At 59.9% G+C, this 4,935-nt stretch carries 7 protein-coding genes and 1 pseudogene; 4 read left to right on the top strand and 4 right to left on the bottom strand.

Annotation, left to right across the window (positions count from 1 at the left end; all coding sequences use genetic code 11):
• The 4 genes from ENZ74_RS21810 to ENZ74_RS21795 form a co-directional block, all read left to right on the top strand.
• A partial coding sequence (locus ENZ74_RS21810; RefSeq protein WP_164761125.1) for a phosphoketolase family protein occupies positions 1–1,641 on the top strand: 1,641 nt, incomplete at its 5' end.
• On the top strand, positions 1,638–2,816 hold the full coding sequence (locus ENZ74_RS21805; RefSeq protein WP_082826676.1) for an acetate/propionate family kinase: 1,179 nt from the start codon (positions 1,638–1,640) through the stop codon (positions 2,814–2,816). The genes ENZ74_RS21810 and ENZ74_RS21805, both read left to right, overlap by 4 nt.
• A gap of 162 nt (positions 2,817–2,978) precedes the next feature.
• Positions 2,979–3,263, top strand: a complete 285-nt coding sequence (locus tag ENZ74_RS21800) for a hypothetical protein (protein ID WP_245441362.1) — start codon at positions 2,979–2,981, stop codon at positions 3,261–3,263.
• 91 nt (positions 3,264–3,354) lie between these two features.
• Positions 3,355–3,567 (top strand): hypothetical protein, encoded by a 213-nt coding sequence (locus tag ENZ74_RS21795; RefSeq protein ID WP_063168031.1) that lies wholly within the window; start codon positions 3,355–3,357, stop codon positions 3,565–3,567.
• Positions 3,568–3,624: 57 nt separating this feature from the next.
• Here ENZ74_RS21795 and ENZ74_RS21790 read toward each other — a convergent pair whose 3' ends face one another.
• The 4 genes and pseudogenes from ENZ74_RS21790 to ENZ74_RS21775 all read right to left on the bottom strand — a co-directional run.
• Positions 3,625–3,789, bottom strand: a complete 165-nt coding sequence (locus ENZ74_RS21790) for a hypothetical protein (protein WP_013531536.1) — start codon at positions 3,787–3,789, stop codon at positions 3,625–3,627.
• Between the two features lie 164 nt (positions 3,790–3,953).
• Complete coding sequence (locus ENZ74_RS21785) at positions 3,954–4,154, bottom strand: KTSC domain-containing protein (RefSeq protein ID WP_013531537.1); 201 nt, start codon at positions 4,152–4,154, stop codon at positions 3,954–3,956.
• An 80-nt stretch (positions 4,155–4,234) separates the two neighbouring features.
• The gene (locus ENZ74_RS35735; protein ID WP_063168030.1) at positions 4,235–4,681 is read right to left on the bottom strand and encodes a GFA family protein; all 447 of its coding nucleotides are present in this window, start codon (positions 4,679–4,681) and stop codon (positions 4,235–4,237) included.
• Positions 4,682–4,743: 62 nt separating this feature from the next.
• Positions 4,744–4,935 (bottom strand): annotated as a pseudogene (locus ENZ74_RS21775) (PRC-barrel domain containing protein); the annotation flags it as partial.

Here is a 4,935-nt window from a genome sequence, read left to right as displayed (position 1 = left end):
CTCGACACGGTGCTCGATCGCATCCGTTCCATTCAGGAGCAGGCACGGGCTCCGGGATGGCATGGTCAACGCCCGAAATGGCCGATGATCGTGCTGCGCAGCCCCAAGGGATGGACCGGGCCGAAGGAAGTCGATGGCGAAAAAGTCGAGGGTTTCTGGCGCTCGCATCAAGTGCCGGTATCGAACGCTCGAGGGAATGAGGAGCACCGCAAGATCCTCGAAAACTGGATGCGAAGCTACGAACCGGGAGAGCTGTTCGACGAAAGCGGGCACCTGTTGCCGGAGCTTGCGGCACTTGCCCCGACAGGGACAAGGCGCATGGGCGCAAGCCCGTACGCAAATGGCGGCCTGCTGAAGCGCGATCTGATGCTTCCAGATTGGAAAAGCCTGGCCCTGGAAGTGCCGCGTCCAGGTGGCGTCATTGCCGAGGCGACGCGGATTTGCGGAAGCTATCTTCGCGAGGTGTTCCGCCTCAATGCCGAGGCGCGAAACTTCCGCCTGATGGGGCCGGACGAGACATCCTCCAACCGCCTCGACGACGTGTTCGAGGTCACCGATCGGATCTGGATGGAGCGCATCGAGCCCTATGACGTCCATCTTTCCCGTGATGGTCGCGTCATGGAAGTGCTGAGCGAGCATCTCTGCCAGGGCTGGCTTGAAGGCTATCTGCTCACCGGCCGCCATGGCCTGTTTTCATGCTATGAGGCCTTCATTCATATCGTCGATTCGATGGTCAACCAGCATGCCAAATGGCTGAAGACCTCCGGCGAGCTCGCTTGGCGCAAGCCGATCGCCTCGCTCAATTACCTTTTGACCTCGCATGTCTGGCGGCAGGATCACAATGGTTTCAGCCATCAGGATCCGGGCTTTGCCGATCTGGTCGCCAACAAGAAGGCCGACACGGTAAGGCTCTATTTCCCGCCGGACGCCAACACCCTGTTGTGGATCACCGATCATTGCCTGAGAACCTATAACCGCATCAATGTCATCACCGCCGGCAAGCAGCCGGGACCGCAATGGCTGTCCATTGAAGAAGCCGGAGCGCATTGCAAAGCTGGAGCGGGCATCTGGGAATGGGCCGGCACGGTTGCTCAGCACGAGGAGCCCGATGTGGTCATGGCCTGCGCCGGCGATGTGCCGACCCTGGAAACACTGGCCGCGACAGACATTCTGCGCTCCGCGATCCCCGACCTGAAAATCCGCGTCGTCAATGTTGTCGATCTGATGACATTGCAGTCGAACACGGAGCATCCGCACGGCCTGCCCGACGGGGACTTCGACGCGTTGTTCACGAAAACACGGCCCGTCATCTTCGCCTATCACGGCTATCCCTATCTCATTCATCGCCTGACATACCGCCGCGCCAACCATGACAACATGCATGTGCATGGCTTCCGCGAGGAGGGCACCACGACGACGCCATTCGACATGGTGGTGCTCAATGAACTCGACCGCTACCATCTCGCGCTCGCCGCCATCGAACGCGTGCCGGGACTGGCCGAAAGGGCCGAAGGGCTTGCCGGCGAACTCCACGGCAGGTTGGCGAAGCACAAGGCCTATGTGCGCGAGCACGGCGAAGACATGCCCGAAATCCAGAAATGGAGCTGGCCCGACAAAGCCGCGACAAAGGGGCGCCAATGATGCGTCGGTCGATCCTGGCGCTGAATGCCGGCTCGTCCAGCATCAAGTTTGCGCTTTACGATCTTGTCTCATCACGGGATATGCAACTCGTTTCACGCGGCACGCTGGACCTGGGCGACAAACCCACACTGCGCGCAAAAGCGGCCGACGGAACGGGGCAGTGCGATCGGCCGCTCACCGCCGACAAGCGGCATGACGCGGCCATAGGCGAGATGCTGAATTGGGTGCAGGGCGAAATTGGGGAAAGAAACCTGATCTGCGCCGGCCATCGCATCGTGCATGGCGGAAGCGAGTTCATCGAACCTGTCCGTCTGACCCCAGACATCATCGACGCCATCGACAAACTTACGCCGCTTGCTCCGCTGCATCAGCCTCGCAGTCTCGCGCCCGTCCGTGCAATAGCCGCCTTGCAACCGGACCTGCCACAGGTTGGCTGTTTCGACACCGCTTTCCACCAGACGATCGATCCGCTCGTGCGGCGCTTTGCCCTTCCGCGCCAGTATGAAGAGCAAGGCTTGCGCCGCTACGGGTTCCACGGTCTCTCCTATGAATACATCGCCGGGCGGCTCAGCGAGATATCGCCAATTTTCGCGGCGAAACACACGATCGTCGCCCATCTCGGCAATGGGGCAAGTCTTTGCGCCCTGCACGGGGGCAAAAGCATCGATACCACGATGGGTTTTTCGGCCCTGGATGGCCTCGTCATGGGCACGCGGTGCGGCGCCATCGATCCCGGCGTGCTGTTGTATTTCCTGCTGGAAAGAGGCATCGCGGCGGAAGAACTGCAGGCGATGCTCTACGAGAAGTCGGGCCTGCTCGGCGTATCCGGTATTTCCGGCGACATGAGGACGCTCGAAGCGAGCAATGATCCTCGCGCGCAAGAGGCGATGGCGCTTTTCGCCTTTCGCGCCGCGAGAGAGGCCGCGGCGCTTGCAAACACGATGGGTGGCCTTGAATGCCTGGTGTTCACCGCCGGCATCGGCGAACGGTCCGCGACCATCCGCAAGGCCATATGCGAAAAATTGACCTGGCTTGGCGTGGTGCTTGAAGATCGCGCCAACAACACCCACGCCGAGATCCTCAGTCGTCCCGAGAGCAAGGTGGAAGTACGCGTGATTGCGACCGATGAGGAAAGTGTCGTTGCACGTCACAGCCGCATGGTGATGCAAGCCTGAACGCTCGCCTCGGCATCGGAAAATCGGCTGTCGGTTCGGCCCGATGAAAGCCCGGGCAAGGGTATTCCCTGTACGAAAATTACCAAGCAAGCGGTCGGGGGAACCAACTGCCCATAGAAATATTGTGCGAGCAATCCCGGCTAACCCCGAGATCGTCGGCCGATGATCAGGCCGACAGCCTTACTTCAGGCATTGGCTGAGGAATCCATGTTTACGGACGACGTTGCGGTGAGGCGCCTGAAAATCCTGGTCGAGCAATATGTCGAGACACGCAAGAAACGCCACGATGTGATCTCTACCGCCAAGGCCGGGACCGCAATTCGAGAGGTGATGCCAAGTTGCCCGCTTTCAGGAAAGGCCTTCGATGATCTGATAGCGGCCTGCGCCATCGAGCATGGCCTCGCTGTGCTCTTCGACAATCCGGGGACATCAGGCACTGAAGTCTGAGGCTGGCGCTTCCGATGCTACCGTCGCGATGAGCAGGAGTTCAGTCGGCATGTCCAGGTACTTTTTCGACCTTCGAGATGAGAGCGGAAGCTTGCAGGAGGATCCCGAGGGCCAGGAATTTTCTGATCTCGCGAGCGCTGAGGAAAACGCGATGGCGTCGGCGAAGGAAATCCTTGCCGAAGAGCTGCTGCATGGCAGGCCGCTGCGTACCGGATTGACCTTCGAGATTTTTGACGAGAACCGCAACCTGGTGCTGCGCTTTCCTTTTGCGCTCGCGGCCGAAAAGGCCGGGGCACCCCCTTAATCCCGAATTGCCTGGCCGATCACCTGCAGGGGCCATACAGGTCGCCTCATGCGGATCCTATCCTTCCGCCTTGAAGTTTCTGGCTTCCTTCTCGACCTTGGGGTTGTCCTTGCCATGCTTTTGCATGAGCTCCTTGGCTTGCTTGGGTGAGACGTCGGTGGTCTCTGCCAAGCGCAATGCCTTCTTGTCCTTGCTTTCGGTCTTCTGCTTCTTGGCCGTCATGGCTCTTGAACTCCCTTGAAGCCTTTTCCGATCGATCTTTGCCGGTGCGAACACCTGAGCATGTCCAGATGAACACTTTCGTTGCCTGGCCTGCTTCGATGACGAGACGTCAACGAGACGATGCCGGTCAGGTTCCGTGCATCGCCTGCTCATGTCCAAACTTGTCACGCCACGCGGCGGTACCGATGGCGGTCGCGGATGAACTCATTGAAGAAGCGGCCTTTTGAGGAAGCTTTGGTGAAAGCGGCATAAGTTGCCGGTGCAACATCCTCATATTCGTAGCGTCTGCCGCTCGGCACAAACCAGACCGACAGGATCCTGGTGGCGGGATCGTATTGCGCATTTCGGATCACGGTCGATGGCATGGTCGCACCCGACAGGTCTGCCCGAATAACCCGTTAGCGATCGTCAGGTTCCGCCGATATCCTGGCGTCACGCACCGCGACTACCGGTCGCGCGGGTTGCCGAACTTCGGGTCGCGCTTCCTTGAATATCGGTCGATGCGTGGCAGGCTGTCATCAAACTCGATCCACGGCAGCCTCAGGTCCCAATAGGCATGGGCTTGCGGCCGAAACCCTTCAGGGTTGTCAAAGAAGCCGATCGTCACATAGAACTCGTCCGGCAGGCCTTCGTCGCTATAGCCTATCGAGCTTCCACAGTCTGGGCAGAACGTGCGGGTGACGCCTGGCGTTTGGGAAAAGGCCTTCGGCGTCCCTCTAAGGAGCTGAAATTGCTTCGGCCGGTAACCAACCCAGATCGTCAGCGGACTTCCGATGGCCCGGCGGCAATCGTCGTCGTGATCGTAGCATATCCAGAAAGGCTCTCCGTCCAGGGCTGCGGCGATCCCTCCGCAGAAGCAGGCTCCGGTTTTCGCGCCGCATCGTCTGTCCACCCTGTTGCGCCTAAGAGAGAGCGGCCGAGTGGCCGCTCCCGTTCAAGGTGAAGTCCTTGAAATCATGCATCGTGATGCTCGGGCATGCTCTTGAGCTGATCCTTGGTCCAGTTCGTCACCGCGTGAACGTCGCCGTCTTCATCGCGCATGAATTCCAACTGGCTTGCGGGAACGGCCACCGGCTTGGCGCCAATGCCGAGAAAGCCGCCGACATCGATGACGACCTGACTGGCGGCTCCTGAGCCGTGCACATG

This window comes from Mesorhizobium sp. M7A.F.Ca.CA.002.15.2.1 (assembly GCF_003998715.1).
GTDB lineage: Bacteria > Pseudomonadota > Alphaproteobacteria > Rhizobiales > Rhizobiaceae > Mesorhizobium > Mesorhizobium ciceri.
This window is presented reverse-complemented; position numbering and strand designations above follow the sequence as displayed.

Excerpts from the sequence above, each read along its gene's own strand:
- ENZ74_RS21805 (WP_082826676.1), top strand. The coding sequence starts at position 1,638 with ATGATGCGTCGGTCGATCCTGGCGCTGAATGCCGGCTCGTCCAGCATC.
- ENZ74_RS21800 (WP_245441362.1), top strand. The coding sequence starts at position 2,979 with ATGATCAGGCCGACAGCCTTACTTCAGGCATTGGCTGAGGAATCCATG.
- ENZ74_RS21790 (WP_013531536.1), bottom strand. The coding sequence starts at position 3,789 with ATGACGGCCAAGAAGCAGAAGACCGAAAGCAAGGACAAGAAGGCATTG.
- ENZ74_RS21785 (WP_013531537.1), bottom strand. The coding sequence starts at position 4,154 with ATGCCATCGACCGTGATCCGAAATGCGCAATACGATCCCGCCACCAGG.